The organism is Streptomyces sp. NPDC016309 (genome assembly GCF_043077235.1).
Taxonomy (GTDB): domain Bacteria; phylum Actinomycetota; class Actinomycetes; order Streptomycetales; family Streptomycetaceae; genus Streptomyces.
In genome coordinates, this window is the sequence record NZ_JBIBSG010000010.1 from 95,034 (window position 1) to 121,752 (window position 26,719).

Below are 26,719 nucleotides of genomic sequence, written 5' to 3' on the forward strand. Positions count from 1 at the left end.
GGACGTGGCTGTGGTCGTGGGGCGTCACCCGGTCGCGCTGCGTCACCCATGCGGGTGGATCCGTCCCGGAATCCTTCCCCAGACGGTGACGGAGCGTGAGGATGGTCGTACGTGATCGTCAGTCGTCCACGGGGGGTTCCCATGCGTTCCACGACCGTTCTCACCACCGCCGTCACCGTCGCTCTCACGGCCGGTGCCCTCGCCGCGTCCGTGGTCGGGGCCGCCGCGCCGGTGACCGCCGCGCCCGTGTCCGTCGCTCCGGTGTCCGTCGAGCGGGGGGCCGCCGAGCGGGGGGCCGCCGCGCCGCCCCGGCTCGGGCCCTGTGACGCCGGGCAGTTGTGCCTGTGGGCGAAGGAGGGCTTCCGGGGTGCCCGGCAGACCCATGAGCTGGCCGACCTCGACATCGATGCGTGCGTCCCGCTGCCGGCCGGATCGTCCGCGGCGTCCCTCGCCAACCGCACCGGACGACCCGTCACCACCTACCAGTCCGCCGAGTGCGCGGAGACCGGCGAGTTCGAGACGTATCCGGGCGGCGGCACCTGGGTGCCCCAATCGCCGTACAAGGTACGGGCTTTCAAGGTGTGGGAGACATGAGCCCGGGCACCCGGGGGCCATGGGAAGTTTCGGGTACACCTCGCGTTCGCGCAGGAGCCCCCGCTCACGCGGCCGGATGTGGTCGCGGACCGGGCCGGATCGCGCGACGCTCGGGATCGTCGGGCTGGTCTGCGCGGTCGCCGGATTCTTCGTGCTGGGCATCGTCCTCGGCCCGGTGGCGATCGTCTGCGGCTGGCTGGGCATGGGCCGGCGCTGGGCGAACGATCACCTTCCGGCGCTGGTCGCCTTCGTCCTCGGGGCGATCGACACCGTCCTGGCCCTCGTCTGGCTGGCCGGTGCCGGCACCCCGGGCAGCGGCATCCTCTGAACCCGAACGCACCGGCGCCCCCGGGCGCCGCGCGTCAGGGCGACCGCCCCGGGCACCCTCCTGCCCCGGGGCGGGCCCCGCGCCGCGGCCGTACGGGTGCCTCACCGGGCGGCCCCAGGGCCGGTCAGCCGTGGACGGCCACCTGCCGGGCGAAGCGGCGCACCGCGTCCGTGAAGGCCGCCGGGTCGTCGAAGTTGGCCAGGTGCCGGGCGCGCGGCACCAGTTCGACACGGGCCCGTGGATGTGCCCGGGCGAAGTCCCGCTCCCCGGACCGGAAGACGGTGTCCTTCTCCCCGTTCAGGATGAGTACCGGAGCCGCCACGTGGCGCATGTCGCCCGCGTCGAAGCGGCCGAGCACCTCGTCCCACGCGGCGGGCAGGGTGTGGAAGGCGTAACCGGCGCGGATGGTCGGCTCCACCAGCTCGGGCGGGTACAGCCGGCGCAGCAACCGGTCGTTCCACCGGGTCAGCCGGTCCTCCGGCACCTTGGGCACCAGCCGCGACACCCATCGGTACGGTGTCGCCCACGGGCCCCGGGTGGAGGCACTGGCTCCGGCGAGGACCAGGCCCCGCAGCCGCTCCGGGCACCGCCGGGCGAACTCCAGCGAGGCATAGCCGCCCAGCGAGTGCCCGACGACCAGAGCCGGCCCCCGGCCGAGCGCGTCCACCGCATCCGCGATGACGTCCGTGGCCGCGCGGAGGCTCCACGGCTCGGCGGAGCGGGCCCCGTGCCCGGGCAGGTCGACGGCGGCCACCGGGAAGTCGTCGCGGAGCGCGGCGATCTGCGGGCTCCACTGGCCCGCGCTGAACCGCGTCCCGTGCACGAAGACAATGGGTGGTGCGTCCTGCGGCGTCATGGATCCCCCCAAGATCAGCGGCCTGCCCGACGGACTGTACAGCCCGCACCGGAAGCCCGCCTTGGCCCGTCCCGGCCCGTCCCCGATGGCCACCCGTCCCTTACGGGGTCCGCTCCGGGGCGGTTCGCTCCGGGGCGGTCGACGACGTGGCCGGACCGGGTACGCCCCCCGGGCCGGGCACGGCGGGCACGCCGGGCACCCCCGGGCCGGGCACGGCGGGCACGCCGGGTGCGGCGGGTGCGGTGCCCGAGAGCCGGCCGACCTCCGCCCGCAGTTCCCTGATCTCCAGGGCCAGCGCCTCCAGAAGCGCGCTCTGGCGGCGTTCCTCCTCGTCGTCCCGCTCGAAGCGGGAGATGAACCACGCGGCGATGTTGGCCGTCACCACACCGAGCAGCGCGATCCCGGACAGCATCAGGCCCACGGCCAGCAGCCGCCCGAGCCCCGTGGTCGGCGCGTGGTCCCCGTAGCCCACGGTCGTCATCGTGGTGAACGACCACCACACCGCGTCGCCCAGCGTCTTGATGTTCCCGTGCGGGGCGTCGCGCTCCACGTGCAGCACGGCCAGCGAGCCGAACATCAGCAGCCCCACCACCGACCCGGCCACGTACATGGTGAGCGTTATCTGCGAGGCCATCCGGGCCCGCCGGCCCACGAGCATCAGCGTCGAGACCAGCCGCAGCAGCCGCAGCGGCTGGACCAGCGGCAGCACCACCGCCACCAGGTCGAGCGGATGGCCGCGCACGAAGAGCCACCGGGAGGGGGCGAGCAGCAGCCGCACCGCGTAGTCCAGGGCGAACGCGCCCCACACCACCCACTCCACGGACGTGCACAGCGAGTGGACCCACGGCTCGGCGTCCGGCATGACGATCGGCACCGCGTACGCGATGCCGAAGGCCAGGGCGAGCGCCAGGAGCGGCGTCTGGGTACGTGCTTCCCAGCGTTCCTTCATGCCGGAATGGTAGGCGGGTGCGGGGGGCCGGAGCCCCCCGCGTGACGGGCGTTACGCGTCGCCGCCGGCGGCGCCGGGGTCGGCCGCCGCCACGTCCAGGAGCTGGTAGCGGTCCACCGCCTGCTTCAGCGCCGACCGGTCGACCTTGCCCTCCCGGGCCAGCTCGGTCAGCACGGCCAGCACGATCGACTGCGCGTCGATGTGGAAGTACCGGCGTGCCGCACCACGGGTGTCGGCGAAGCCGAAGCCGTCCGCGCCCAGCGAGCTGTACGTCCCCGGCACCCAGCGGGAGATCTGGTCCGGCACGGAGCGCATCCAGTCGGAGACGGCCACGAACGGGCCCTCCGCGCCGGAGAGCTTCCGCGTCACGTACGGAACCCGCTGCTCCTCCTCCGGGTGGAGCAGATTGTGCTCCTCCACCGCCACGGCGTCGCGCCGCAGCTCGTTCCAGGAGGTCGCCGACCAGACGTCGGCCCGCACGTCCCACTCCTCGGCGAGGATCCGCTGGGCCTCCAGCGCCCACGGCACGGCAACGCCGGACGCCATGATCTGCGCCGGGACCGACCCCGCCTCACCCGCCTTGAAGCGGTGGATGCCCTTGATGATGCCGTCCACGTCGACGTCCGCCGGCTCGGCCGGGTGCTGGATCGGCTCGTTGTACACGGTGAGGTAGTAGAAGACGTCCTCGGCTTCCTCGCCGTACATCCGGCGCAGACCGTCCTTGACGATGTGCGCGATCTCGAAGCCGAACGCCGGGTCGTACGCGACGCACGCCGGGTTCGTCGAGGCGAGGAGCTGCGAGTGGCCGTCCGCGTGCTGGAGCCCCTCACCGGTCAGCGTCGTACGGCCCGCGGTCGCGCCCAGGACGAAACCGCGCGCGAGCTGGTCGGCCATCTGCCAGAACTGGTCGCCGGTCCGCTGGAAACCGAACATCGAGTAGAAGACGTACACCGGGATCAGCGGCTCGCCGTGCGTGGCGTACGCCGAGCCCGCCGCGATCAGCGACGCCGTGCAGCCCGCCTCCGAGATGCCGTCGTGCAGCATCTGCCCGGTCGGCGACTCCTTGTACGCGAGCAGCAGCTCACGGTCCACGGCCTCGTACTGCTGGCCCAGCGGGTTGTAGATCTTGGCGCTCGGGAAGAACGAGTCCATACCGAAGGTGCGGTACTCGTCCGGCGCGATCAGCACGAACCGCTTGCCGATCTCCTTGTCCCGCATCAGGTCCTTGAGCAGCCGCACGAACGCCATCGTCGTGGCGATCGACTGGTGCCCCGAACCCTTCTTGACCGCCGCGTACGTCTTGTCGTCCGGCAGCGCCAGGGGCTTCGCCCGCACGACCCGGGTCGGGACGTACCCGCCCAGCGCCTTGCGGCGGTCGTGCATGTACTGGATCTCCTCCGAGTCCCGGCCCGGGTGGTAGTACGGCGGGACGCCGCTCTCCAGCTGCTGGTCGCTGATCGGGATGTGCAGCCGGTCGCGGAAGCGCTTCAGGTCGTCGACCGTCAGCTTCTTCATCTGGTGCGTCGCGTTGCGGCCCTCGAAGTTCGGGCCGAGGGTCCAGCCCTTCACCGTCTGCGCCAGGATCACCGTCGGCTGGCCCTTGTGCTCCACGGCCGCCTTGTACGCCGCGAAGATCTTCTTGTGGTCGTGACCGCCACGGCCCAGGTGCAGGATCTGGTCGTCGGTCATGCCCTCGACCATCGCCCGCAGCCGGTGGTCGTCACCGAAGAAGTGCTCGCGGATGTACGAGCCCGTCTCCGTCGCGTACGTCTGGAACTGTCCGTCCGGCGTGGTGTTCAGCTTGTTCACCAGGATGCCGTCGCGGTCCTGGGCCAGCAGCGGGTCCCAGGAGCGGTCCCACACCAGCTTGATCACGTTCCAGCCGGCGCCACGGAACTGCGACTCCAGCTCCTGGACGATCTTGCCGTTGCCGCGCACCGGGCCGTCGAGCCGCTGGAGGTTGCAGTTGACGACGAACGTCAGGTTGTCGAGGCCCTCGCGGGCCGCGATCGAGAGCTGGCCGAGCGACTCCGGCTCGTCCATCTCGCCGTCGCCCAGGAACGCCCACACGTGCGACGTGGAGGTGTCCGCGATCCCGCGCGCCTCCATGTAGCGGTTCATGCGCGCCTGGTAGATCGCCCCGATGGGGCCGAGGCCCATGGAGACGGTCGGGAACTCCCAGAAGTCCGGCATCAGCCGCGGGTGCGGGTACGACGACAGTCCGTTCGGGAACTTCGACTTCTCCTGGCGGAACGCGTCCAGCTGCGCCTCGGTCAGCCGGTCCAGCAGGAACGCGCGCGCGTAGACGCCGGGCGACGCGTGGCCCTGGAAGAAGATCTGGTCGCCGCCGTCGCCCTCGTCCTTGCCGCGGAAGAAGTGGTTGAAGCCCACGTCGTAGAGGGACGCGGAAGAGGCGAACGTCGCGATGTGACCGCCGACCCCGATCCCGGGGCGCTGCGCGCGCGACACCATGACGGCGGCGTTCCACCGGGTCGCGTTCAGTACCTTCCGTTCGATCTCCTCGTTGCCGGGGAAGAACGGCTCGTCCTTGGTGGCGATGGTGTTGACGTAGTCCGTGCTGCGCATCTCGGGCACGGCCACGCGCTTCTCGCGCGCCCGCTCGATCAGGCGGAGCATCAGGTAGCGGGCCCGCTCGCGGCCGCGCTCGTCCACGGCGGCGTCGAGGGAGTCAAGCCATTCCCGGGTCTCCTCGGGATCGAAATCCGGGACCTGGCTGGGAAGGCCGCCAATGATGATCGGGTTGCGATCGGATCCGGAAGCCACGCTGTTCCTTCTGTTCGGTGGAGCCTACGGCAGTGGAATGTCAGCAGTACGGTCGCGCCGCCACCATCGTGTACCCCATGGGCGTAAACGTCATCTTTACCGAGGGGTAACCCCCACGGGGCGCCTCATCCGGGCCCGGGTCACCGGAAGGCGCTGGTCAAATCGCAACCATACGCCCAACCCGGCCATGCGTTCCGTTCGGCCGTTCGACCCTCACGGGCGCACGGAAGGAGTAGAAGCGAATAAAGTGGGTCAAGAGCCGTGGCGTGTAGCGCGGGCGTGGACGGGAAGGTGCCTGGAGTTGCGGCGAGACGGCCCCAAAAGTCACCGTTTCGGCGGTCTCGCTCGCCGGGTACTTGCGCGATCCGCCCCGCACGTGTGGACTACGCCCAATGCCACGCGTACGCGCGCGGCCGAAGCACTTCCCAAAAAACGATCAGGAGGCAAGCCGTGAGCGCGACCGCGGACCACGCGGAGGAGCGGACCAACCCGGCGGCGAAGCTGGGGTTCGAGCCCGGACAGGTGGTCCAGGAGATCGGCTACGACGACGACGTCGAGCAGGAGCTCCGTGAAGGCATCGAGGCCGTCATCGGCCAGGATCTCGTCGACGAGGACTACGACGACGTCGCCGACGTCGTACTGCTGTGGTTCCGTGACGACGACGGCGACCTCACGGACGCGCTGGTCGACGCCATCGGTCTGATCGACGAGGGTGGGCAGATCTGGCTCATGACGCCCAAGACCGGCCGTGACGGTTACATCGAGCCCAGCGACATCAACGAGGCCGCCCAGACGGCGGGCCTCTCGCAGACCCGGAGCATCAACGCCGGCAAGGACTGGACCGGCAGCCGACTGGTGACCCCGAAGTCCGGCAAGCGCTGAGCCGCTCGCCCGCCGGCCACCAGCCAGCCACCGGGGCCCCCGCCGACATCCGTCGGCGGGGGCCCTGTGCGTAGGGTGGGTCCCCACGAGACCCAGTGAAGGGATGCTTTCTGTCATGGCGATCGAGGCGATCGAGACGACCGCGCCTGTTCAGGTCGGCACCAAGGCCCCGGACTTCGAGCTGAAGGACAACCACGGCCGCACCGTGTCGCTCGCGGACTTCCGCGGTGAGAAGAACGTCGTGCTCCTCTTCTACCCCTTCGCCTTCACCGGCGTGTGCACCGGCGAGCTGTGCGCGCTCCGCGACGAGCTGCCGACGTTCGTCAACGACGACACCCAGCTCCTCGCCGTGTCCAACGACTCGATCCACACCCTGCGGGTCTTCGCCGAGCAGGAGGGCCTGGAGTACCCGCTGCTGTCGGACTTCTGGCCGCACGGCGAGGTCTCTCGCGCGTACGGCGTCTTCGACGAGGAGAAGGGCTGCGCGGTGCGCGGCACCTTCATCATCGACAAGGAGGGCGTCGTCCGCTGGACGGTCGTCAACGGCCTGCCGGACGCCCGCGACCTCAACGAGTACGTCGCGGCGCTCGACACCCTCTGATTCTTCGGCGCAACTGCCTGCTCACGACGGGAACCGGTCACTAGGATCCAGTCGTTGATCCGATGCCAACGCACGACGGGGGCGCTGCCCCTGGAAACCAATGGAGGGACTCGTGGGAGTCAGCCTCAGCAAGGGCGGCAACGTCTCGCTGACCAAGGAGGCCCCGGGCCTGACGGCAGTCACCGTCGGTCTGGGCTGGGACGTCCGCACCACCACCGGTACGGACTTCGACCTCGACGCCAGCGCCATCCTGGTCAACGCCGAGGGCAAGGTCCGCAACGACCAGGACTTCGTGTTCTTCAACAACCTGAAGAGCGCGGACGGCTCGGTCGAGCACACCGGCGACAACCTCACCGGTGAGGGCGAGGGCGACGACGAGCAGGTCAAGGTCGACCTGGCCAACGTCCCGGCCGACGTCGCCAAGATCGTCTTCCCGGTGTCGATCTACGACGCCGAGACCCGCCAGCAGTCCTTCGGCCAGGTCCGCAACGCGTTCATCCGCGTCGTGAACCAGGCCGGCGGCGCCGAGATCGCCCGCTACGACCTGAGCGAGGACGCCTCGACGGAGACCGCCATGGTCTTCGGCGAGCTGTACCGCAACGGCGCGGAGTGGAAGTTCCGCGCGGTGGGCCAGGGCTACGCCTCGGGCCTGCGCGGTATCGCGCAGGACTTCGGCGTCAACGTCTGACCCACCCCCGGCACACCGCCGGCCCCGACCGGGGCGGGGGTGCCACCGGGGCGCTCCGGCCGCGCTCCACCAGCTCCGGCCGCGCTCCGGCGGGGTCGAACCGCCGAGCAGTTCCGTCCGGCGCCGCACGCTTCCGTGCGGCGCCGGACGTGCCTCACCGCCCGCCCCGGGCTCGCGTGACCGCGGCCCCGGGCCCGGGCGCACCGGCCGGGCCGTGACCGGGCCGGTGGGTCCGGGGGCCGCCCCCGGGACCACGCAGCAGCAGATCTCAGGGGAGGAATCACCATCATGGGCGTCACGCTCGCCAAGGGAGGCAACGTCTCCCTCTCCAAGGCCGCACCCAACCTCACCCAAGTGCTGGTCGGGCTCGGCTGGGACGCGCGCTCCACCACCGGAGCGCCCTTCGACCTCGACGCCAGCGCGCTGCTGTGCCAGAACGGCAGGGTGCTCGGCGACGAATGGTTCGTCTTCTACAACAACCTCACCAGCCCCGACGGCTCCGTCGAGCACACCGGTGACAACCTCACGGGTGAGGGCGAGGGCGACGACGAGTCCCTGATCGTCGACCTCCCCCGGGTGCCGGAACACGTGGACAAGATCATCTTCCCGGTGTCCATCCACGAGGCCGACAACCGCGGCCAGACCTTCGGCCAGGTCAGCAACGCCTTCATCCGGGTCGTCAACCAGGCCGACGGCCAGGAACTGGCGCGCTACGACCTCAGCGAGGACGCCTCGACCGAGACGGCGATGATCTTCGGCGAGCTCTACCGGTACGGCGGAGAATGGAAGTTCCGGGCCGTAGGACAGGGGTACGCATCGGGTCTGAGGGGCATCGCTCTAGACTTCGGGGTCAATGTTTCCTAAAGCACGTCTCCGGGTTCGTTCAAGACCCGGCGCGCACGGCGCGGGGGAGACCCGTACCCGTACTTAACACGATTGGGTAGCCAGTGGTTCTGAAAACCTTCGGCTGGTCGTTCGCCATCACGGCGCTCGGCCTCGCTTTCGCCGCCTGGCAGTGGGGCTGGGAGGCGTTCGGGATCGTACTGATCCTGTCCGTCCTCGAGATCTCCCTGTCGTTCGACAACGCGGTCGTCAATGCCGGGATCCTCAAGAAGATGAACGCCTTCTGGCAGAAGATCTTCCTGACGGTCGGCATCCTGATCGCCGTCTTCGGCATGCGGCTGGTCTTCCCCGTCGTGATCGTCGCCATCAGCGCCAACGTCGGACCGATCGAAGCGGTCCAGCTCGCGATGGACCAGCCCGAGCAGTACGAGGACCTCGTCACCGACGCCCACGCCGCGATCGCCGCGTTCGGTGGCATGTTCCTGCTGATGATCTTCCTCGACTTCGTCTTCGAGGAGCGGGAGCACAAGTGGCTCGCGTGGCTGGAGCGGCCGCTGGCCAAGCTCGGCAAGGTCGACATGCTGTCGGTCTGCATCGCGCTGATCGTCCTGCTGATCACCGCCCTCACCTTCGCCACCCAGGCCCACACCAGCTCCGGCCACGCCGACAAGACGGCCACCGTCCTGCTGTCCGGCATCGCGGGCCTGATCACCTACCTCGTCGTCGGCGGCCTGTCCGGCTACTTCGAGGACAAGCTGGAGGAGGAAGAGGAACGCGAGCACGAGGAGGAGGAGAAGGCCAGGAAGGCCGGCAAGCCCGTCTCCGCCGTCGGCCTCGCCGGCAAGGCGGCCTTCTTCCTGTTCCTGTACCTCGAGGTCCTCGACGCGTCGTTCTCCTTCGACGGCGTCATCGGCGCCTTCGCCATCACCAACCACATCTTCTGGATGGCGCTCGGCCTCGGCATCGGCGCGATGTACGTCCGGTCGCTCACGGTCTACCTGGTCCGCCAGGGCACCCTGGACGACTACGTCTACCTGGAGCACGGCGCGCACTACGCGATCGGCGCCCTCGCCGTGATCCTGCTCGTCACCATCCAGCACGAGATCAACGAGATCGTCACCGGCCTCGTCGGCGTGATCCTGATCGCCGCGTCCTTCCTGTCCTCCGTACGCCGCAACAAGGCGCTGGAGGCCCAGGGGGCGGACGACCAGACGCACGTCTCCGTGTGACATTCGCCGGGGCCCGCCGGAGTGTGGCGGCCCCGGCAACGAGGAACGCTTCCGTTGCGGGGCGGCCGGGTGCTCCCGGCCGCCCCGCACGCGTATCCGAGCGGATCCCGAGGGGAACCGGACGACTGGGGGTGGGGGCATGGCCTTCTGGGACAGCCTGTTGCGCAACAACAACGCGGCGCAGTTCGACTCGGGCAGCGCCTCGTCGAACTCCATCGACCTGACCAAGCGCCGCCCGACCGTCTCGCTCACCAAACAGGGAGCGGCGACCGGCAACCTGCGCGTCAACCTCTCCTGGCGGATGCGCACCTCCGACATCGAGGGCCGGTCCCGCCGCAGCGGACGGCTGCTGCGGCACCCCTTCCAGCTCTTCAAGCCCGAGGTGGTCCAGGCCCACACCCAGGGCGTGGTCAACGTCGACCTCGACATCGGCTGCCTGTACGAGCTGAAGGACGGCACCAAGGGCGTGGTCCAGCCACTGGGCGGCTTCTTCGGCGACCTCAACGCGGCGCCGTACGTGAAGCTCAGCGGCGACGACCGGTTCGGCGCGCCGTCCGGCGAGACGATCTTCGTCAACCTCGACCACCGGGACGCCATCAAGCGCCTGCTGTTCTTCGTCTACATCTACGACCAGACCCCGGCGTTCGACCGCACGCACGCCACCATGACGCTCTACCCGAGCAACGGGCCGCGCATCGAGATAGAGCTCGACGAGCGCGCCCCACAGGCCCGCTCCTGCGCGGTCTTCCTGCTGGAGAACGTCAAGGACGAGCTGGTGGTCCGACGGGAGGTGCGGTTCGTGTACGGCTTCCAGGCCGAGCTGGACCGGCTGTACGGCTGGGGCCTGCAATGGGGCCGCGGGTTCAAGGCCGGCAAGGTCTGACACCCGTACGGCCCGCCCCTCGGCCTCGCGGAGGCGGCCGGGCCGCCACGGCCGCCGGTGCCGGCGCCTGCCGGGCGCGGGGTCCGGCGGGCGCGGGGTCCGGCGGCGTCAGCGCCGGACGAACTGCGGCCCCATCGGCGGCAGGGTGAAGTTCGGGTCCGGCGCCGGCGCGGCGGCCGCCGCGGGCTGCGGGTATCCGTAGGCGGGCTGCGCCGCGCCGGGCTGCGGGTATCCGTACGCCGGGCCCGGGGGCGACGCGGGGGGCGGTGGAAGCGTCGCCGGAGCCGGGGGCGCCGTGGCCACCGTCGGGGCGGCGGACGCCCCGGTGACCGGGGAGGACGCGGGCGTCGCCGGAGCCTCGCCGGCCGGCCGCCCGTCCGTCGCGCCGGCCCCGTCCGTACCGCCCGCCTCCTCGGCCTCGTCCACCGAGATGCCGAACGCCGTGGCCAGACCGATCAGCCCGGTCGGGTACCCCTGCCCCACCGCACGGAACTTCCAGCCCTCCCCGCGCCGGTACAGCTCGCCGCAGATGATGGCCGTCTCCTCGCCCGTCTCGGGCTTCACCTCGAAGACGGCCAGCGGCTCCGAGGCAGCCGGGCCCGCGTCGTACAGCAGGATCCTGAGGTCCCGTACGCGCTCGAAGGTGTCGCCGTCCGACGACGCCGCGATCACCACCTGGTCCACCGACGCGTCCAGCGCCGCCAGATCCGCCTCGACCGTGTCGGTCAGCCCCTCCGGCACCCGCTTCTTCGACAGCCGCCGCACCAGCCCCGACGGGTGGCGCGGCTGGTTGTAGAAGACGAAGTCCTCGTCCGAACGCACCCGTCCGTCGGCGCCGAGCAGCAGGGCGGAGGCGTCCACGTCCGGCACCCCGGGGCCCGGGGTCCAGCACAGTACGGCCCGTACGGCCGCGGCGTCGAGCGGGACGTTCGAGCCCTTCAGCATGGCGTGCGTCATGTCCGACATCCTGCCTGGCCGCCCACGCCGCGGACAACGCGGGGGCCGCCCGGGAGGGGCGAGAAGCGGACGAGTTACCTGAAGTTCACGCCCGGGGGGAACCCGGGACACCCGTCCCTACGTACTATTACCGGCCACATGTCGTCAGGGCCGTCGAGGCAGTACGGGGGATACTCATGCGTCATTTCGGGCACATCCCGGCCACTGCCCGGGCGGGCCTGTTCCACCGGGAACCGTGCGAGTTCAGCGCCGCCTCCCCGGCCCGCGTCCTCGCGGCCGCGCTCGGGGCCACGCTGTACAGCCCGGCCACCCGGCCGCGGCTCGCCGACGACGTGCTCAAGCAGGTCGACCGCGGCGTGGTGTCGATGGTGCTGTGCCTGGAGGACTCCATCGACGACGGCGAGGTCGCCGGAGCGGAGGAGAACCTCGTACGGCAGTTCGCCGACCTGCGCGCACGTGGCCTGGAAACCCCGCTGCTCTTCATCCGGGTGCGGGAGGCGGGGCAGGTGGGGGACCTGGTGCGGCGGCTCGGGCCGTCCGCCCGGCTGCTGTCCGGATTCGTGCTGCCCAAGTTCACCGAGGAGCGCGGCGGGCCCTTCATGGAGGCCCTGGCCGTGGCCGAGAACATGTGCGGCCGCCGGCTGTTCGCCATGCCCGTGCTGGAGTCGCCCGAGCTGCTCCACCTGGAGAGCCGCCGCGAGACCCTCGCCGGGATCGGCCGCGTCGTCGACAAGTACCGCGACCGGGTCCTCGCGCTGCGCCTCGGCGTCACCGACTTCTGCTCCGCCTACGGGCTGCGCCGCTCGCCCGACATGACCGCCTACGACGTCCAGATCGTCGCCGGAGTGATCGCCGACGTGGTCAACGTCCTCGGCCGGTCCGACGGCACCGGCTTCACCATCACCGGGCCGGTCTGGGAGTACTTCCGCCTCCAGGAGCGCATCTTCAAGCCACAGCTACGCCGCAGCCCCTTCATGGAGCAGCGCGCCGACGCGCTGCGCACCGCGCTGATCGAACACGACATGGACGGGCTGCTGCGCGAGATCGAGCTCGACCGGGCCAACGGACTGCTGGGCAAGACCTGCATCCACCCCTCCCACGTGCTGCCGGTGCACGCGCTGTCCGTGGTCAGCCACGAGGAATTCAGCGATGCCCAGGACATTCTGCGGCCGGAACGGGGCGGCGGCGGGGTGCTGCGCAGCGCGTACACGAACAAGATGAATGAAGTGAAGCCGCACCGCGCGTGGGCCGAGCGGACCCTGCTGCGGGCGGAGGTCTTCGGCGTGGCGAAGGAGGACGTGGGCTTCGTGGAGCTGCTGGCCGCGGGACTGGTCACATGACGTCGCCGTGGCGGCGGTCGTCGCCGTCGTGGCGTCCGCCGGTGTCGTCGGTGTCGTCGGTGTCGCCGTCGTCGTCGCTGTCATCGCTGTCATCGAGGGAGAACGAGAACGTGGGCGTCTGGTCGGGTACGTGGGTGTCGGAGCGGCTCGGGGTCGAGCTGACCGGCGACCCCGGGCTGCGCGAGCTGCTGGGCATGGCCCTGCGGCGCAACCCGAAGCGGGCGCACCTGCTCGTCTCCCGGGTGCTGGGCAAGCATGTGCCGCAGAGCCCGTACGTCGTGTGGCGGTCGGGTTACGACCTGGGCGTACGGGTACGGGAGCTGCTCGGCTCCGCCGAGGCCGCCCGCGCGGTGGTCCTCGGGTACGCGGAGACGGCCACCGGTCTCGGCCACTCGGTCGCGGACGGGCTGGGCACGGCCCCGTACCTGCACTCCACCCGCCGGCCCGTACCAGGGGTGCCCCGGGCGGGCGGCTTCGAGGAGGCCCACTCGCACGCCACCTCGCACCTCCTGCTCCCGGAGGATCCGGCGCTCCTGGCGGGCCGCGGACCGCTGGTGCTGGTCGATGACGAGTTCTCCACCGGCAACACGGTGCTCAACACGGTACGGGCCCTGCACGCCCGCTACCCGCGCGAGCGGTACGTGATCGTCGCGCTCGTCGACATGCGCTCGGCCGCCGACCGGGACCGGCTCACGGGCTTCGCCGCCGAGATCGGCGCCCGGGTGGACCTGGTCACCCTGGCCGCGGGCACGGTCCGCCTCCCCGAGGACGTCCTGGAACGCGGCCAGGCCCTGGTGGCCGCGCACGAGCGCCCGGAGCATACGGAGCGCCCGGCCGGTGGTACGGGTGCTGGTTCCGATGCTGGTTCCGGGGCGGAGCCCGAGCGCGCGGACGTGCGGCGCGTCGACCTGGGATGGCCGGACGGCGTCCCCGACGGGGGCCGCCACGGCTTCACCCCCGCGCACCGCGCCCGGCTGGACGCCGCGCTCCCGGCCATGGCCGAACGCGTTGCCGACGCCCTGGGGCTCGCCCCCGTCGCCGCCCGCGGCGAGGCCGCCGGGGAGGGCCGCGGCGAGGGCCAGGGGCAGGGCCAGGGGGAGGGCCACGGCGAGGCCGCCCTGCCGCGCGTACTGGTGCTGGGCTGCGAGGAGCTCATGTACGCGCCCCTGGCGCTGGGCGTCGCGCTGGAGCGGCGCGGCGGCGCCGAGGTGCGCTTCTCCACCACCACCCGCTCGCCCGTCCTGGCCGTGGACGACCCCGGCTACGCGATACGCACCCGCCTGGTGTTCCCCGCCCACGACGACCCCGCCGACGGCCCCGGCGACCGGTACGCCTACAACGTCGCGGGCGCCGGCTTCGACGCGGTCGTCGCCGTCGTCGACTCGACCGCCGACACCCCCGCCCTCCACGCCCCCGACGGCCTCCTGGCCCGGCTCGGCGCGCACGTACCGCGCGTCCTGCTCGCCGTTGTACCGTCCTACACCCCACGAGGTGCCCTGATGCTGCCCGAGCCCCTGCGAGGGCCCGCCTTCTCGTCCTACGCCCCCGAGGAGGTCGGCTGGCTCCTCCAGGACCTCTCCGACGTGGAGCTGGAGGCCCCGACCGAGGAGCGGGAGGAGGCCATCCAGAGCGGCGGCGCCCACTACGCCGAGTCGCTGCCCGTGGAGTACCAGCCCAGCGACCGCTACCAGGCCCTCTTCCACGCGGCCCTCGGCACCTCGGCCGCCCGCATCGCCCGCGCCGTCGGCACCGTCACCGAGACGGTCCTGGCCGAGCGGTCGCCCCGCCCCGTGCTCGTGTCGCTCGCCCGCGCCGGCACCCCCGTCGGCGTGCTCATGCGCCGCTGGGCACTCCACCGCCACGGCCTCGACCTGCCCCACTACGCCGTGTCCATCGTGCGCGGCAGGGGCATCGACGCCAACGCGCTGCGCTGGCTCCAGCACCACCACGACCCGGCCGATGTCGTGTTCGTCGACGGCTGGACCGGGAAGGGCGCCATCACCCGCGAACTCGCCGCCGCCCTGGCGGACTTCCCCGGCTTCGACCCCGAGATCGCCGTCCTGGCCGACCCCGGCTCGTGCGTGCGCACCTACGGCACCCGCGAGGACTTCCTCATCCCCTCCGCCTGCCTCAACTCCACCGTCTCCGGGCTCATATCCCGTACGGTGCTGCGCGCCGACCTCGTCGGCCCGCACGACTACCACGGCGCGAAGTTCTACCGCGAACTCGCCGGCGCCGATGTCTCCACCACCTTCCTGGACACCGTCGCCGCCCACTTCGACGAGGTCGCCACCGTCGTCGACGCCGACGTCAAGGAACTCCTCGCCACCGACCGCACCCCCACCTGGGAGGGCTGGGCGGCCGTCGAGCGGATCAGCGAGGAGTACGGCATCCACGACGTCAACCTGGTCAAGCCCGGCGTCGGCGAGACCACCCGCGTCCTGCTGCGCCGCGTCCCCTGGAAGATCCTCGCCCAGCGCGGCGCGGGTGCCGACCTCGACCACGTACGCCTGCTCGCCGAGCAGCGCGGCGTCCCCGTCGAGGAGGTCGACCACCTGCACTACACCTGCGTGGGGCTGATCCACCCGCGGTTCACCAAGGGCGCGACGGGCGCCGACGGCAAGGCGGTGACCGGCCGATGACCACGCCCACGACCACGGCCGCCCCCATGGCGGCGGCCTCGGCGGGTTCGGCGACGCTCATCGCCAGCGACCTCGACCGCACCCTGATCTACAGCTCCGCCGCCCTCGGCCTCACCATGCCGGACGCCGAGGCCCCCCGGCTGCTGTGCGTCGAGACCTACGAGCACAAGCCGCTGTCGTACGTCACCGAGACCGCCGCCGCCCTGCTGGCCGACCTGCCGCGGCACGCCCTCTTCGTCCCCACCACCACCCGCACCCGCGAGCAATACCACCGCATCCGGCTGCCCGGGCCCCCTGCGCCGTACGCCATCTGCGCCAACGGCGGCCACCTGCTCGTCGACGGCGTCTCCGACCCCGACTGGCGGCGTACGGTCGCCACCCGCCTCGCCGACGAGTGCGCCACGCTCGACGAGGTACGCGCCCACCTCCTGGCCGTCGCCGACCCGGCCTGGCTGCTCAAGGACCGGGTCGCCGAGGACCTCTTCGCCTACCTGGTCGTCGAGCGCGCCCTGCTGCCCGACGGCTGGATGAAGGAACTGGCCGCCTGGGCCGCGCCCCGCGGCTGGGCCGTCTCCCTCCAGGGCCGCAAGGTGTACGCCGTGCCCCAGCCGCTCACCAAGAGCGCCGCCGTCCGCGAGGTCGCCCGCCGGACCGGGGCCGACCGGGTGCTGGCCGCCGGCGACTCGCTGCTGGACGCCGATCTGCTGCTCGCCGCCGACCGGGGCTGGCGGCCCGGGCACGGGGAGCTCGCCGAGAGCGGCTGGAGCGCCGGGCACGTCGACGCGCTGGAGGAGCGGGGCGTGGCCGCGGGGGAGGAGATCCTGCGCCGGTTCACCGCCGCCGTGCGTCCGTCCCCGGCCTGAGGAGCCGGACGGCCACGAACGCCACCACGGCGCCCGCCGCCACCACCAGCACCACCTTCGAGTACAGCGACACGTAGTGGCCGACTTGCTCCCAGTTGTCGCCCAGCGCGAAACCGGCCAGGACGAAGACGCTGTTCCAGATCGCGCTGCCGAGCGTGGTCAGCCCGAGGAACACCGGCAGCGGCATGCGCTCGATGCCCGCCGGCACGGAGATGAGGCTGCGGAAGACCGGGACCATCCGGCCGAAGAACACCGCCTTGGTGCCGTGCCGCGCGAACCAGGCCTCCGTCCGCTCGATGTCGGAGACCTTCACCAGCGGCAGCCTGCTCGCCACCGCGATGGTCCGCTCCCGCCCGAGCAGCGCCCCGACCCCGTACAGCGCGAGGGCGCCGATCACCGAACCGGCCGTCGTCCACAGCAGCGCGGCGACCAGACCGATCCGGCCGGTCGCCGAGGCGAACCCGGCCATCGGCAGGATCACCTCGCTGGGCAGCGGCGGGAAGAGGTTCTCCAGGGCGATCGCGAGTCCGGCGCCGGGCGCGCCGAGCGTGTCCATGAGGCCGTTGATCCAGCGTTCCATGGCCCCACGCTAGGCAGCGGTGGCTGAAGCCCCGCTGAAGATCCCGCTTGGCCCGGCGCCCCCGGCCCGGCGCCCCCGGCCCGGCGCCCCCGGCCCCGCGGCCGCGGTAGAGGCGGACGGGAGCCGGACTCAGCGGGGGCTCAGCCGCAGCAGCCGCCGCCGCAGCACCCGCCGCCACCGCCCTGGGACGGCGCGGGCGCCCCGCCCTTGGCCGTGCCGCCCACCGCGACGGCGGACAGCAGCTTGACGGTGTCGTCGTGCCCGGCCGGGCAGGCCGCGGGCGCCGACGACTCGGCCATCGGACGGTTCAGTTCGAAGGTGTCTCCGCACGTGCGGCAGCGGTACTCGTAGCGAGGCATGGCCCCAGATTAACCGCGCCGTCAGTGCCCGCCGCCCCGGTCCTCCCGGATCAACTCCACCACCCGGGCCACCGTGGCCCGCACCGCTTCCATCTCCGTCAGGAAGTGCCAGTAGTCGGGGTGACGCCCCTCCAGCCCCCCGATCGCCCGCTCCAGCCGGGCCACCGCGTCGTCCAGCGGACCCGCGTGCCGCGGATCGGGAGTGTGACGACCGGCCATGGCGAGCCGCTGGGCGTCCCGGACGGCGAAGCGGGTGCGCTGGATCTCCGCCTCCGGGTCCTTGGACACGGCGTTCAGCCGGCCGAGCCGGTCACCGGCCGCCGACACGGCCTCGTCCGTACTGTTCAGCAGGGCCCGTACGGTCGACAGCAGGGCGGTCGCGTCCGCCCACCGCTGCTCCTCCCGGGCCTCGGCGGCCTCCTGGAGCTTCGCCTCCGCCTGCCGGACGCTCCGGGCGGCCTGCTCGGGCACCGGCTGGAGGTCCTGCCAGCAGGCCGCGCTGAACCGGCGCCGCAACTCGCTGAGGACCGGCTCCACCGAGGCGGCACGGTTACCCAGCGCCTGCGCACGCGTCCGGAGCGACACCAGCCGCTTGTCGGTCTCGGCGGCCCGCTCCGGCAGCCGTTCCGCCTCCGCCCGCACGGCCTCGGCGTCGCGCAGCACCCGGTCGGCCCGCTGGAGCGTCTCGGGGACACCGTGCTGCCCCGCGCCCTGGTTGAGCTTGGTCAGCTCCGGGGCGAGGGCGGCCAGCCGCGCCGCGAGATCATCCGCGCGCAGACCGGAACCACGTACCCCGTCGAGAGCGTTGCTCGCGGCCAGCAGCGCCGCCTTGGCCCGCTCGACGGCGGGCGCCAGCCGCGCGAGCTGGGTCTCCGCCGTGTCCAGCAGGGGCCGCAGCCCCTCCTCGAACCTGTCCAGCTCCCCCTTCACCCGTACCAGGTCGTCCTTGGCGCGGTTCAGCTCCCCACGGGCCCTGGAGGCCACCGAGGCCTCCAGATCGTGGCGGTCCAGGTCGTACGCGTCGACGGCGGTGATGTACGCGTGGCTCACCTCGTCGATCCGGCGCCCCAGTGCCGCGAAGTCGTCCACCGCCCGCCGGGCACCCGGCGACCCGTCCACCGCCGTGATCGTCTCGATCGAGATCCGCAAGTCCCGCTGGGCCGTGTCCAACTCGTAGAACGCCGCCGCGGCCTCGTCCTTCGCCGCCTGTGCGTCCGCCCTCTGGCTCTCCCCGCGCCCGCCGAACCAGCGCCGGGTCCCGCCCCCCGCGAAGGCCCCGGGCAGCACGGCGAGGACCAGCGGCACCGGCAACAGCACCAGCGCGAGTACATCCTTCGCGTACCGCCGCGCGTGTGTCGCCGTCACATCCGCTCCCGTGCCGTCCGTCCCGCCCTGACCGGTTCATTCTCCCACCAGGTAAGGACGAACACACGAGCCCTTCAGTTCGCGCTCCGGACCACGACTTGCCCGTTGTCGCTACGGGCCTTCACCGCGTGCGCGCTGCCGGCGTCGGTCGGGACTCCCACCTCCACCTTCCCATTGTCGCTCTGAGCGTCCACCTTGTACCGCGTGTCACCGCGCGGCAGTTCGACGGCGATCTCCCCGTTGTCGTTCACGACGTCCACCCGGTCCGGCACCGCACCGAACGCCAGGCGTATCCGCCCGTTCCCCGACCGCGCCACCACGCTCTTCGAGGCCCCGCCCTCCACCCGCACGTCCCCGTTCTCACTCCGCACGTCCAGCGGCCCACCCGCGTCCCGCACGGTCACCGTGCCGTTGTCCGTCGCGACCTTGACCGCTGACTCGAACCCCTCGGCGGTCACGTCCCCGTTGTCGCCCTCCACGGTCACCGCCACCCCACGTGGCACCCGCACCTCGTGCCGCGCCGCGCAGTCGCTCGCCACCGCGTCGCAGTCCACCCGCAACGTCAGCCGGTTCCCCTCCAGCTTCCACACCGGCGCCGGCCCGTCTCCCAGCACCACCCACCCGTCGACCTGCCGCGACACCTCCACGTCCTTCACATCCGCCGGCACCAGCACCAGCTCCGAGTCCCTCGCGTCCACGACCAGCGTCCCGCCCCGGAACCCGAACGCCTTCCGCTCCACCGGCGCGCCCTCCACATCGGTGCCCCCACACCCCACGAGCCCCAGCGCTCCCAGCACCACCCCGCCCACAACGACGGCCCGCATCCGACGTGCACCCACGACGACTCCCCCATAAGGTCTTCCGCTCTTCCCCCATCACGCTACGTGTCCACCCGACCCGAGCACGATCCGGCCACCACCCTCCCCCCAGGTAGGGCTACCCCCCGCTCCCACCCCCGGCAGCCCGGGTTTGCGGGATGCACCCGTCGGCCATGTACCCTGTTCACTCACTCCACGGGTGCGTAGCTCAGGGGTAGAGCGCTGCTCTTACAAAGCAGATGTCGGCGGTTCGAAACCGTCCGCGCCCACCAGTACAAAGACCCCCAGCCGATCGCGGCTGGGGGTCTTCGACGTGCGTACCTGACATCAACGGGCGCGATCACACGCGGCCGGGACGCCTCCTGAGGAGCCAGTCCGGTGGCCACCTTCAGGCTCTGGAGACTCGATGGCGCTCCTGGTCGACCCTCGGTGCGCCTTACAGCCCCATCACGACGCGCTGAAGCGCCGACGTATACGACATCGCAAGCGCGGTATGACTTTCTCTACTCCATCAAGGCACCCCGCCGCGCACAGCGCGGCCCGCGGCCCGGCGCCCGAGCCGAGGCTCCTGATTACGCCCGCTCCGCCTCGGCCGCCGGCCGCACGCCTGGCAGCTCGGGTTGATGGTGGGACAACCCCACTATGGCTGGGGCGGTCGGCTCCACGGCTTTAGCCGCCTCCTCGGTCCGGGTCCCGTCTCGTCGCTGCTGCCGCAAGAAGTAAGCGTGAGTGCGAGGGCGACGGCTAGCCGGTGGTGGCTTTCGATCGCATCGGATCAGCAGCTTTCATCGAACTTCACGGCGGTAAGGGTGACGGGCTGGCCGTCGAGCTTTGTGCCGGCGGCGGGTTCCTGGGTGCAGACCTGCCAGTTGGATTCGACGATGACCATGCGGTCCTGGGGCGATGCGTCGGTGACGGTGAGGCTGGTGGAACTCTCGAGCGACTCCCGGGCGACCTTGACGGACTTCCCGGTGAAGTCGGGCATGGTTGTGCTGACCTGAGGGTCGGTGCCTCCCTGGTCATTGGCCGGGCAGCTCTCTTCGAGCTTGACCGCCGCGAAGTCGATCTTGACGTCGGTGGGGTGCTCGCCTGCGGTCGGGGTTTGGCCGCAGACCTTCCAGTTCCTGTCGAGGGCCTGCATACGTCCACGGCCGAGAGCGTCGTGGGAGTGCAGGTTGTAGAAGCCGGCGGCCTGCGCTTGGTCCTGCGCTGATTGAAGGCCCTTGCCGGTCATGTCCGGCAGGGCGCCTACCTCGGCGTCAGCCTTGGGAGCCTTGGTCGGGGCGGCCGCAGTCGGCTCGGCGGACTGGGCGGGACTCGGCTTGTCCGAGCCGGTCTTGCTGCCCCCTTCGCAGGCAGTGAGGGTGAGGACGAGAGCGGCGCCCGCGATGAGGGTGGTGGTCTTGATGCGCATAGGGTCAGCCTGCCGGAATGTGTACAGCCTGTGTGGGGGCTTGATCAGGTTGTGATGACCCGGCCGTCGGTCTTGCCCGAGGGGGAGTCGACCAGAGGTGAAGCGGCTGCCTCAACGGGCCATGTGCGGGTGCCACCTTCTCTACTTGGCCAACACCGCGCATTCGACGGGCGCGTCGGCACTCTCGGGGGCGTAGACGAGGGTCTCCGGGCGGCTGTCGCCAGGCACGGGGTACACGACCTTGCCGCGTACACACTTGCCAGGGGTCAGCTTGGTCTCGATGGGGAACTCCGGCTTGGGGAAGTCGTCCCAGGTGCTGCCCGATGGTTCAACGCGGGCGCCGTCGGCGTACGCAAGGGTCCACGGGGGCCTGGTGGCGAGGAAGATGCCCTTTGTGCTGCATACCTTGAGCTCAAGGGCGGCCCACACGCGTCCGGAGTTACCGGTCTCTTCGGCTGCGGAGCCGACGGACTTGCTGCCCTGTTGGCAGCTGAGGGCGGCGTGACGGATGTGCCGTGGGTGCCAGGTTTACAAAGTAGATGTCGGCGGTTCGAGACCGTCCGCGCCCACCACCACGAAGACCCCCAGCCGATCATGGCTGGGGGTCTTCGACGTCCGTACCTGACATCAACGGTCGCGGTCACAGGCGGCCGGGACGCTTCCTGTGCAGCCGGTCTTCGGTGGCCACCTTGCAACGGTCACCGGCGTCTTACGGCGGTGATGAGGGCGGAGAGGGCTGCCGTGGTGGCGAGGCTGCCGAGCAGGAGCATGGTGACGCCGACGACGAAAAGGCCGCTGGCGTCGTCGGACCAGTCGTAGTAGGCGGCGGCGGTGAGGCCGAGGGGGATGCCGAGGACGGCGGCGGTGGGGTGGTGGCGGGTGGTGGCCCAGAGGAGTGGGGGCAGGAGGGTCAGGACCAGGCCGATGACCTGCCAGGCTTCGTAGGGGCCGGTGCTGCTGCCGTCGGGGTGGATGTCCCGGTGCTGGTCCCAGCCGAGCCAGGCGGCCCAGAGGGTCGCCGCGACGGCGGCCAGGAGGAGGGTCGGCTGCAGGGGGGTGGCGGTCGTCCGCGTGTCGTGGGGCATGGCGCCAGCGTTCCGGCCCGGCCGGTCGGCGGGGAGAGCGCAGGTACTCAGGTCGGGGCGAGTATCCGGGCCGTCGACGGGGGGACGTATGGTGCCGGGCATGGTGAAGGCGACGGTCCGTGAGTGGCGCGAGGAGGAGGGGTGGGGGGTGCTGGACTGTGCTGAGACGCCGGGGGGTTGTTTCGGCCATTACTCGGTGATCCGCATGGACGGGTTTCGCACCCTGATGCCCGGGCAGGTGGTCGACCTGGAGTGGGAGGCGCCGGGGTTCACGCAGGACGGGTGTGACTTCCGGGCCCTGAGCATCGTGCCTCGCTCCGGCTGACGTCGAGGTCAGGGGCCAAGCCCTCGATCCGGTAGGTCGGTTGGGTGTGATCGGATGGGGTCATGACGAGGACCCTGTATCTGTTCTGCTCAGCCGCGCCGCCCGTGTTCGATGTTGCTCGTGCGATCGAGGATGCGCAGAGCCGGGGCTGGGACGTGTGCCTCGGTCTGACGCCGACCGCCGCCCGATGGCTGGCGGACGGTCTCGACGGGCTGGCGGTGCTGACGGGGCATCCGGTGCGGTACGAATACGACCTGCCGGGGCAGCCGGACGTGTGGCCGGCGGCGGACGTCGTGCTGTTCGCGCCCGCGACGTTCACCGCGATGAACGAGTGGGCGCTGGGCCTGACGGCGAAGTTCGTGGTGAGCGTGGCTGTCCAGGGCGTCGGCAAGCGCGTTCCGACCGTGGTGATGCCGTGCGTGAACGAGGCGCACGTACAGCATCCGGCCTTCGCCAACTCGGTCGCGACGCTGCGCGCTTCCGGTGCGACGGTGTTGTACGGCGAGGGCGCCTACGTCCCGAACCCGCCCGGCCAGGACCTCCCCGGCGCGTACCCGTGGGCGGTGGCGCTGGACGCCGTGGAGCGAGCCGGGTGGGAGCCCGCGCGGGCGTGACGCCGGGCGGGCCGGGGCCGGGCCGGCCCGCGTTGTCGGTGGTCGCTCCTATCGTGGGAGCGGTGGGATCACCACGAGGCATCACGGGGGCATCATGAACGGCATCCATCCAGGGATCACGCACGGTCCGACACGGCGCCGGCTCGCCGAGGCCGGGCCGCCACGACGGCCCGAACTGGTCCGGCTGACGCGGCTCGCCGAGGGGCGGGTGGTGACGGCGGCACAACTCGTGCCCGAGGAGCACGACGCGGCGGAACTGGACCCGTACATCGCCGGTCTGCTCGCCGTCGGGCACCTGCCGGTCGAGACGCTCGACGCGCAGGACGTCGTCGTCGACGGGGAGACCGGGCGGGTGTTCACCCTGGAGATGTACGCGCCCTGGCACGCGGAGATCCTCCCGCTGGCGCCCTCGCTGGAAGTGCTCGACCGCCTCCTGGAAGCGGTGGACGCACTGGACGGCCGGCGGGGGCGGTTCGCCGACCTGGCGGGGCGGTGGGGCGTCGAGACCGCCCAGGTGGCCTCGGAGCGATTGCTGTCCGTGTTCACCGAGCTGGGCGGAGCGGAGTGGGAGGGCCCCCTCCCGGCGCTCTGGCGGATCGCCGCCCTGATACGGCCGATGGCGCTGGTCGCCCGGCCGGGCAGGGGACTGCTGCTGGACCTGCCGCCCGGGTTCATCGAGGACGAGTTCGGCGCCGGAGAGGTGGTGCGGCTGGACCCCGCCCGGCTGCCCGCCGCCCTGGAGCACGAGCCGACCCGCAGGTTCCTGGCCGAGGTCGGGCTGCCCAGGGACGGCCTGATGTTCGAGCCGGCCGACCCGGAGACTCTGCTGGAAACGGTGCGCGCCGAGCGCGCACGGCTCGGCGAGGACCCCGCGCTGCGCCACCTGTGCCGCGGCGACCGGCTGCCGCCCGACGCGGACCGGCTGCTGGTGCTGGGCGGGCTGATCCACGACCTGGAGGTCGTCGTCGACGGCCGCACCGGCACGGTCCATTACCTCGAGTACGGCGCCGGCACACCGACCCCGGTGAACGCCGACGTCTCGACCCTCGCCTTCACCCTCTGGATGCACCACAGGGAGCAGGCGATCGACAAGGAGCACCGCCTGACGGAGGACTTCTACCACCAGCTCGCCGACGCCATGGTGGCCGTCCTCGCCTCCGTCGACCCCGTCGCCTGCCTCCCCGCGAGCGGCCCGGACGACTACCGCTACTGGCCGGAGGTCTTCCACGACCAGGCCGGGGACGTGCTGTGACCGGCGGCCCGCCGGGGACGGTGGTGAGGATCGCCGTCTCGGACCGGGAACATGCCGGAACGGTCGTGGGGCATCCGGAGACGTACGAGGTGACCGGGCGCGCGGAGGTGGGGGAGGTGCTGCGCGCCCTCGGGACCGGCGGCGTGGGGGAGAGGGACGACTTCGTCTGCATGTGCCCCGGCCCGTACCGGTTCTCGCTGTACGACGCCGCCGGGCGGCTCGTCCGCACCGTCGACCGGCACGATCCCCTGCCGCTGCTGGACCCGGCGGACCCGGAGTCGATACCGGGGCGTCACCGTGCCGCGTGGGCCGCGGCCGCACCGGCGCCCTTGCGGCGGTACGCGGCCGGGTGGGCGCGCGGGGAGGCGCCGGAGCCGGAGGCACCGGGGCCGGAGGTTGCGGCCGCGCCGCTGAGCCTGGTGTTCGGCTGGCTCGGCGCGCCGTCCGCCGGTGGCGGCGCCGCCGCTCGGGTGGCCCGCCTCGCGCCCCTCGCCCTGCTGGGCGCGGCGGCGACGGACGACCTGGCGTGGGCGGTGCGGCAGACCGACGCGGCCGGGCTGGACGGAGCCGTGGAGTTCTTCGCGAGTGAGCACTTCACCGCCCGCCACCCCAGGAAACGCCGGGTCGGCACGACCTCCCGCGAGCTGGTGCTCCGCCATGCACGCGTGCGCCGCCCCGAGCACGTGGCCGTGCTGGAGCGGCGGCTGCTACGGGCCGCGGAGGACCGGATCAGGCGTTAGGACGCTTGCCGTGGTTCGCGCCCTTCTTCTTGCGGGCGCGGCGCTTGTTCCCTCGCTTGGACATGGTGTGCACCTCCTTCGCCAGTCTAGGTTCCGGCCGTGCGTCGCGCAGCGGACGCCGGACCGCGCGTGCGACGGAGCGCACCTTCGTGGGACCGCCGTGCGCCCTGCCCGGCCGGTCCCCGGGGGCGGGACGCTGCACCGGGGGATCCGGCGGGAGAGCGGGAGGCGACATGGCTCGTACACAGTCCACGTGCGGCGCGCGCACCAAGCACGGCGGGTGCTGCCGGCGGCTCGCGATGGTGGGGGCCTCACGGTGCAACCTGCACCGGGGGGACTGGGCGACCTACACGATCGAGCGGGACAGGGACCGGGAGAGGGAGCGGGCGCGCAAGCGGCCGAAGCGGTGACCCGGCGGCACGGACGGGCGCACACTGGGGGCATGTGCCGCAGCATCAAGACCCTCCGCCCGCCCGTGCTCCCCACCGAGGCCACCGAGGAGGACGTTCACGCCGCCGCGCTCCAGTACGTGCGCAAGGTGTCCGGCTTCCGGGCACCCGCCGCGCACAACCGGGAGGTGTTCGAGCGGGCCGTGGACGAGATCGCCGAGGCGACCCGGCGTCTCCTCGACGGGCTGGAGGTGCGGGGTTCGGGCGGCCACGCGGGCAGCGGCGCCGCCCGCGCGGGGCAGCGCTAGGGAGTGTCCGCAGGTATCGGTGTCCGCCCGGAGGACGCCACTTTCGGCGCCCGCCCTAGGACAGCGCCGACGGGGCCGGTGTCCGGGCCGCTGTCCGGGACGGGACGGCGCCGGTCGCCGGCGGCCGGTCCCGGTCGGCGGTGGGGACGGGGGTCGGGGCCGACCCCGGGGACGGTGGTGCCGGCAGGGGCAGCGCCGACGGTGGTTCGGTGCCGGCCGCCGGGGCGCGGCTCGCCTCGGTGCCGGGAGACGGAGCCGGCGGGCGGCGCATGACGTAGGCGGCCAGGGTGCCCGCGAGGAACAGGGCGACCACCGAGACCGCCACGCCGGTCCAGGTGGCGCCCACCCACCGGCCGCCGAAGTAGCCGAGGCCCACGCCGTACGAGGCCCACGCCAGCCCCGCGAGGGCGGACCAGGGCACGAACTGGCCGGGCTTGCGGCGGGCCGCGCCCGCGCCGAGCGAGACCACCGAGCGCCCGGCCGGGGCGAACCGGGCGATGACGACGAGCAGGCCGCCGCCCTGCGCCAGGGCGGCGCCGAGACGCTCGTGCGCGGTGGCCAGCCTCCGCGAGCGGGCGACCATCCGGTGCAGCCGCGACCGGCCGCGCCAGGCGAGGCCGTACGCGACGAGGTCGCCGAGCAGGGAGGCGGTGGCCGCGCAGAGCGTCAGCGCGAGGAGGGAGCCGCTGCCGGTCGCGGCGACGGTCGCGGCCGTGATGACGAGGATGCCGCTGGGCAGCACCGGCAGGAACACGTCCAGCAGGACGGAGACGGCGACGGCCGTGTAGATCCATGGGCCGGCGGCCACGCTTTCGAGCACCTTCACTCCCCGGTCCCGTGGAGCCGGTCCCGTGGGGCGGGCGGCGGCTGGACAGGCCGAAAGCGTACGCCCGAAGCGGCGCCGGCCGGTCACCCGGGCGGGTGACCGGCGACGACTGTGTGACGTCGGCGCCCCGCGCCCGGCCGGGGGAACGGTGCGGAACGGTCGCGCGGGGCGGGACGGGGCCCGGGTGGGTGTAGGTGCTTCGTAC

Annotated in this window: 29 protein-coding genes and 1 tRNA gene; 18 read left to right on the forward strand and 12 right to left on the reverse strand. The window is 72.2% G+C overall.

Annotated elements, in window-relative coordinates; all coding sequences use genetic code 11:
* Positions 1-141: 141 nt before the first annotated feature.
* Positions 142-594 carry a peptidase inhibitor family I36 protein gene (locus ACF068_RS24920; RefSeq protein WP_392276514.1) on the forward strand — a complete coding sequence of 151 codons (453 nt, stop codon included), beginning with the start codon at positions 142-144 and terminating at the stop codon, positions 592-594.
* Between the two features lie 19 nt (positions 595-613).
* Positions 614-922 carry a small hydrophobic protein gene (locus tag ACF068_RS24925; protein ID WP_392276515.1) on the forward strand — a complete coding sequence of 103 codons (309 nt, stop codon included), beginning with the start codon at positions 614-616 and terminating at the stop codon, positions 920-922.
* Positions 923-1,046: 124 nt separating this feature from the next.
* Here ACF068_RS24925 and ACF068_RS24930 read toward each other — a convergent pair whose 3' ends face one another.
* The 3 genes from ACF068_RS24930 to aceE form a co-directional block, all read right to left on the reverse strand.
* Positions 1,047-1,778 (reverse strand): alpha/beta fold hydrolase, encoded by a 732-nt coding sequence (locus ACF068_RS24930; protein WP_392276516.1) that lies wholly within the window; start codon positions 1,776-1,778, stop codon positions 1,047-1,049.
* A 100-nt stretch (positions 1,779-1,878) separates the two neighbouring features.
* Positions 1,879-2,727 (reverse strand): potassium channel family protein, encoded by an 849-nt coding sequence (locus ACF068_RS24935; RefSeq protein WP_392276517.1) that lies wholly within the window; start codon positions 2,725-2,727, stop codon positions 1,879-1,881.
* Positions 2,728-2,778: 51 nt separating this feature from the next.
* Positions 2,779-5,511, reverse strand: coding sequence for a pyruvate dehydrogenase (acetyl-transferring), homodimeric type (gene aceE / locus ACF068_RS24940; protein WP_392276518.1), 2,733 nt, complete (start codon positions 5,509-5,511; stop codon positions 2,779-2,781).
* Between the two features lie 450 nt (positions 5,512-5,961).
* Here aceE and ACF068_RS24945 point away from each other — a divergent pair, with 450 nt between their 5' ends.
* The 6 genes from ACF068_RS24945 (at position 5,962) to ACF068_RS24970 (ending at position 10,637) form a co-directional block, all read left to right on the forward strand.
* Positions 5,962-6,393, forward strand: coding sequence for a DUF3052 domain-containing protein (locus ACF068_RS24945; protein WP_392276519.1), 432 nt, complete (start codon positions 5,962-5,964; stop codon positions 6,391-6,393).
* A 115-nt stretch (positions 6,394-6,508) separates the two neighbouring features.
* Positions 6,509-6,994: a peroxiredoxin gene (locus ACF068_RS24950; RefSeq protein WP_392276520.1), complete on the forward strand. Its 486-nt coding sequence runs from the start codon at positions 6,509-6,511 to the stop codon at positions 6,992-6,994.
* Between the two features lie 112 nt (positions 6,995-7,106).
* On the forward strand, positions 7,107-7,682 hold the full coding sequence (locus ACF068_RS24955; RefSeq protein WP_064071174.1) for a TerD family protein: 576 nt from the start codon (positions 7,107-7,109) through the stop codon (positions 7,680-7,682).
* A 288-nt stretch (positions 7,683-7,970) separates the two neighbouring features.
* Complete coding sequence (locus ACF068_RS24960; RefSeq protein WP_392276521.1) at positions 7,971-8,546, forward strand: TerD family protein; 576 nt, start codon at positions 7,971-7,973, stop codon at positions 8,544-8,546.
* A gap of 83 nt (positions 8,547-8,629) precedes the next feature.
* Complete coding sequence (locus tag ACF068_RS24965; protein ID WP_392276522.1) at positions 8,630-9,754, forward strand: DUF475 domain-containing protein; 1,125 nt, start codon at positions 8,630-8,632, stop codon at positions 9,752-9,754.
* Between the two features lie 139 nt (positions 9,755-9,893).
* A complete protein-coding gene (locus ACF068_RS24970) occupies positions 9,894-10,637 on the forward strand; it encodes a Tellurium resistance (RefSeq protein WP_392276523.1) in 744 nt (247 codons plus the stop codon).
* A gap of 108 nt (positions 10,638-10,745) precedes the next feature.
* Here the strand turns inward: ACF068_RS24970 and ACF068_RS24975 are convergent, their stop codons facing one another.
* Positions 10,746-11,594 (reverse strand): TerD family protein, encoded by an 849-nt coding sequence (locus ACF068_RS24975; RefSeq protein ID WP_392276524.1) that lies wholly within the window; start codon positions 11,592-11,594, stop codon positions 10,746-10,748.
* A 176-nt stretch (positions 11,595-11,770) separates the two neighbouring features.
* Between ACF068_RS24975 and ACF068_RS24980 the strand changes: the two genes are divergently transcribed.
* The 3 genes from ACF068_RS24980 (at position 11,771) to ACF068_RS24990 (ending at position 16,439) form a co-directional block, all read left to right on the forward strand.
* Positions 11,771-12,934: an HpcH/HpaI aldolase/citrate lyase family protein gene (locus tag ACF068_RS24980; protein ID WP_392276525.1), complete on the forward strand. Its 1,164-nt coding sequence runs from the start codon at positions 11,771-11,773 to the stop codon at positions 12,932-12,934.
* A 110-nt stretch (positions 12,935-13,044) separates the two neighbouring features.
* Entirely contained in the window at positions 13,045-15,576 is a 2,532-nt protein-coding gene (locus tag ACF068_RS24985) for a phosphoribosyltransferase (protein WP_392276526.1), read from the forward strand.
* Entirely contained in the window at positions 15,573-16,439 is an 867-nt protein-coding gene (locus ACF068_RS24990; protein WP_392276527.1) for an HAD family hydrolase, read from the forward strand. Before ACF068_RS24985 ends, ACF068_RS24990 begins: the two co-directional genes overlap by 4 nt.
* On the opposite strand, the gene ACF068_RS24995 is transcribed toward ACF068_RS24990, so the two are convergent.
* The 4 genes from ACF068_RS24995 to ACF068_RS25010 all read right to left on the reverse strand — a co-directional run bounded on the left by ACF068_RS24995 (position 16,408) and on the right by ACF068_RS25010 (position 19,567).
* Complete coding sequence (locus ACF068_RS24995) at positions 16,408-17,019, reverse strand: DedA family protein (protein WP_392276528.1); 612 nt, start codon at positions 17,017-17,019, stop codon at positions 16,408-16,410. The genes ACF068_RS24990 and ACF068_RS24995 overlap by 32 nt on opposite strands.
* A gap of 140 nt (positions 17,020-17,159) precedes the next feature.
* Positions 17,160-17,378, reverse strand: a complete 219-nt coding sequence (locus ACF068_RS25000) for a zinc ribbon domain-containing protein (protein ID WP_064071106.1) — start codon at positions 17,376-17,378, stop codon at positions 17,160-17,162.
* A gap of 21 nt (positions 17,379-17,399) precedes the next feature.
* The gene (locus tag ACF068_RS25005) at positions 17,400-18,743 is read right to left on the reverse strand and encodes a hypothetical protein (RefSeq protein ID WP_392276529.1); all 1,344 of its coding nucleotides are present in this window, start codon (positions 18,741-18,743) and stop codon (positions 17,400-17,402) included.
* Between the two features lie 74 nt (positions 18,744-18,817).
* Positions 18,818-19,567, reverse strand: a complete 750-nt coding sequence (locus tag ACF068_RS25010; protein WP_392276682.1) for a DUF4097 family beta strand repeat-containing protein — start codon at positions 19,565-19,567, stop codon at positions 18,818-18,820.
* A gap of 191 nt (positions 19,568-19,758) precedes the next feature.
* Between ACF068_RS25010 and ACF068_RS25015 the strand changes: the two genes are divergently transcribed.
* A tRNA-Val gene (locus ACF068_RS25015) sits at positions 19,759-19,833 on the forward strand.
* 503 nt (positions 19,834-20,336) lie between these two features.
* On the opposite strand, the gene ACF068_RS25020 is transcribed toward ACF068_RS25015, so the two are convergent.
* Together ACF068_RS25020 and ACF068_RS25025 are read right to left on the reverse strand one after the other, a co-directional pair.
* Complete coding sequence (locus tag ACF068_RS25020; RefSeq protein WP_392276530.1) at positions 20,337-20,975, reverse strand: PASTA domain-containing protein; 639 nt, start codon at positions 20,973-20,975, stop codon at positions 20,337-20,339.
* Positions 20,976-21,673: 698 nt separating this feature from the next.
* On the reverse strand, positions 21,674-22,060 hold the full coding sequence (locus ACF068_RS25025; protein ID WP_392276531.1) for a hypothetical protein: 387 nt from the start codon (positions 22,058-22,060) through the stop codon (positions 21,674-21,676).
* 100 nt (positions 22,061-22,160) lie between these two features.
* Between ACF068_RS25025 and ACF068_RS25030 the strand changes: the two genes are divergently transcribed.
* From ACF068_RS25030 to ACF068_RS25045, 4 genes are all read left to right on the forward strand, one after another.
* Positions 22,161-22,385 (forward strand): cold shock domain-containing protein, encoded by a 225-nt coding sequence (locus ACF068_RS25030; protein ID WP_392276532.1) that lies wholly within the window; start codon positions 22,161-22,163, stop codon positions 22,383-22,385.
* 62 nt (positions 22,386-22,447) lie between these two features.
* Positions 22,448-22,999 carry a flavoprotein gene (locus ACF068_RS25035; RefSeq protein ID WP_392276533.1) on the forward strand — a complete coding sequence of 184 codons (552 nt, stop codon included), beginning with the start codon at positions 22,448-22,450 and terminating at the stop codon, positions 22,997-22,999.
* Positions 23,000-23,093: 94 nt separating this feature from the next.
* Entirely contained in the window at positions 23,094-24,251 is a 1,158-nt protein-coding gene (locus ACF068_RS25040) for an SUKH-4 family immunity protein (protein WP_392276534.1), read from the forward strand.
* Positions 24,248-24,991 carry a hypothetical protein gene (locus ACF068_RS25045; RefSeq protein WP_392276535.1) on the forward strand — a complete coding sequence of 248 codons (744 nt, stop codon included), beginning with the start codon at positions 24,248-24,250 and terminating at the stop codon, positions 24,989-24,991. Before ACF068_RS25040 ends, ACF068_RS25045 begins: the two co-directional genes overlap by 4 nt.
* Here ACF068_RS25045 and ACF068_RS25050 read toward each other — a convergent pair.
* Positions 24,981-25,055 (reverse strand): 50S ribosomal protein bL37, encoded by a 75-nt coding sequence (locus ACF068_RS25050; protein WP_373297613.1) that lies wholly within the window; start codon positions 25,053-25,055, stop codon positions 24,981-24,983. The genes ACF068_RS25045 and ACF068_RS25050 overlap by 11 nt on opposite strands.
* Before the next feature lie 169 nt (positions 25,056-25,224).
* Between ACF068_RS25050 and ACF068_RS25055 the strand changes: the two genes are divergently transcribed.
* Both ACF068_RS25055 and ACF068_RS25060 read left to right on the forward strand, forming a co-directional pair.
* On the forward strand, positions 25,225-25,401 hold the full coding sequence (locus ACF068_RS25055) for a hypothetical protein (RefSeq protein WP_392276536.1): 177 nt from the start codon (positions 25,225-25,227) through the stop codon (positions 25,399-25,401).
* A 32-nt stretch (positions 25,402-25,433) separates the two neighbouring features.
* Positions 25,434-25,688, forward strand: a complete 255-nt coding sequence (locus tag ACF068_RS25060) for a DUF2277 domain-containing protein (protein ID WP_392276537.1) — start codon at positions 25,434-25,436, stop codon at positions 25,686-25,688.
* Between the two features lie 55 nt (positions 25,689-25,743).
* On the opposite strand, the gene ACF068_RS25065 is transcribed toward ACF068_RS25060, so the two are convergent.
* On the reverse strand, positions 25,744-26,496 hold the full coding sequence (locus tag ACF068_RS25065; RefSeq protein WP_392276538.1) for a DedA family protein: 753 nt from the start codon (positions 26,494-26,496) through the stop codon (positions 25,744-25,746).
* Positions 26,497-26,719: the final 223 nt, after the last annotated feature.